The following is a 1590-nucleotide window of genomic DNA, read 5'->3' as shown; positions in this document are numbered from 1 at the left end:
CCGGCGCGCGCCGGGTCGATGCGCGCGGCGAGCGACGCGCCGCGGCCGGCCAGCATGCCCTGCACGTCGCGCGCATAGCCGGCGAGGGCGGGATGCGCGCCGAGCCGCAGCGCGGGCGGGATGAAGCCCGGATCGAGCAGCACCGCCCCGGCGGCGTCCACCTGCCGGATGCGGGCGATGGGCAGAGTGACCAGATCCCCCTCCGCGTCGCCTTCGAGCAGCAGACGCAGATTGGCGCCCCCCACCGCGACGTCCTGCGCGGTGCCGTCGCCGGTGCTGTCGCGCACCGGCTGCGTCTGGCGCGTGTAGCGCGCGTCCGGCCCCACCTCGCGCGCGTCGCCGCTCTGCAGCGGCAGCGCGAGCCGGACCGTGCGTCCGGCCGCCTCCGGCGGGATGCGCAGCGCGGGCGGCTCCGCGTCGCGTCCGGGGATGTCGATCACGCTGCCGTCCGGCAGCACCAACAGACCGCGCCGCAGTCCGACGCGGCCGAGCGCGAGCAGGCTTTCGTCGATCTCGATCGTGTGCACCCCGTAGCCGTCGGGGCGCAGGGCACGGGCGTGGCGCGTCCGGTCGCCCTCCGCCCAGCGCACCAGGTGCTGGAGGTGCTGCGGCCGGACAAGCTGGCCTTCGAACCAGAGCGGGCGGCTGTCTGCGGACATGCGGGTCAGAACAGCCCGAGGAAGCCCGACGAGGGCGGGGCCTGCGAGACCGTATGTGCGCTCAGCAGCAGCGTCATGCTGGTGTCGGAGTCCCACTCCACCGGGAAGGTCAGGCGCCAGACCGCGTTGTCGAGGCTGCGGAAGGCGACGAGGATGCCGATCGCGGTCGTCTGCGGCGGCATGTCCTCCGTCAGGGTGAGCGGCTTCCCGGGCTCGACGAACACCTCCCGCCGTCCCAGCATGTCGGGGCCGAACTTGGCGCTTTCGGTGGGGTACAGCTCGGCGAAGGGCGCGGACGTGAAATAGTCCGTCCCCTTCAGGTCATAGACGCGCAGGACGACCGGGGACGGCTGGTTCTCGCTGTTGGGATTGATCTGCTGCGACGGCTGGATCGTCACCGTGAGCTGTCCCGAGGTCGGCGCGCCGCAGGCCGCGAGCAGGGACACGGCCCCCAGCAGCGCGAGGCGCGCGGCGCGGGCCGGACGCGGCATGCCGCTCATCGCCGGGGTCCTCGCGCGGCGGACCCGGGTGCCAGGGAGTCGGGCCTCAGGGAGTCGGGCGTCATGGGGTCGGACGCCGGACGTTGCTCGTCGTGGCGACGCATATGGGCGTCGACCTCCTTCTGGAAGCGCAATTCGGCGAGTTGCTTCAGCTCGTTGCCCATCAGGGTGAACAGGCGCCACAGCTCGGACTCGCGCCGCCGCCGGCCGATCGCGTGGATCACGTCGGTGAAGCGCTTTGCCAGCGCGTCGGCCGACAGCGTGTCCGTGACCGTGTGCAGCCCGGCCTCGACCGCCGCGTGATAGGCCCGCCGCTGGGCGGCGGCGCGCTCGAGCGCCTCGCGCATCGCCTCATCGATGCGCGGCGCGTCGCGGTTGCGGTCGGCAAGCAGGCGGCGGAGGCGGCCGAAGGAGGCGCGGCGGCCGGCGAA

General features: G+C 73.7%; 3 protein-coding genes. All 3 read right to left on the bottom strand.

The annotated features are described in order from the left end of the window. Positions 1 to 659 (bottom strand): type VI secretion system baseplate subunit TssK (gene tssK / locus B8460_RS15365; RefSeq protein WP_048862486.1); only part of this gene is annotated, 659 nt, incomplete at its 3' end. Between the two features lie 5 nt (positions 660 to 664). Continuing rightward, positions 665 to 1159, bottom strand: coding sequence for a type VI secretion system lipoprotein TssJ (gene tssJ, locus B8460_RS15360; RefSeq protein WP_048862485.1), 495 nt, complete (start codon positions 1157 to 1159; stop codon positions 665 to 667). Further along, a partial coding sequence (locus tag B8460_RS15355) for a type VI secretion system-associated FHA domain protein (RefSeq protein WP_048862484.1) occupies positions 1156 to 1590 on the bottom strand: 435 nt, incomplete at its 5' end. The genes B8460_RS15355 and tssJ, both read right to left, overlap by 4 nt.

The sequence above is a fragment of the Acidisphaera rubrifaciens HS-AP3 genome, assembly GCF_000964365.1.
Taxonomy (GTDB): Bacteria; Pseudomonadota; Alphaproteobacteria; order Acetobacterales; family Acetobacteraceae; genus Acidisphaera; species Acidisphaera rubrifaciens.
Note: the sequence above shows the minus strand (reverse complement) of the source record. Positions and strands in the feature narration are given on the sequence as shown.

Bases quoted from the DNA above. Each gene is read 5' to 3' on its own strand.
- tssJ (WP_048862485.1), bottom strand. From the start codon at position 1,159: ATGAGCGGCATGCCGCGTCCGGCCCGCGCCGCGCGCCTCGCGCTGCTG.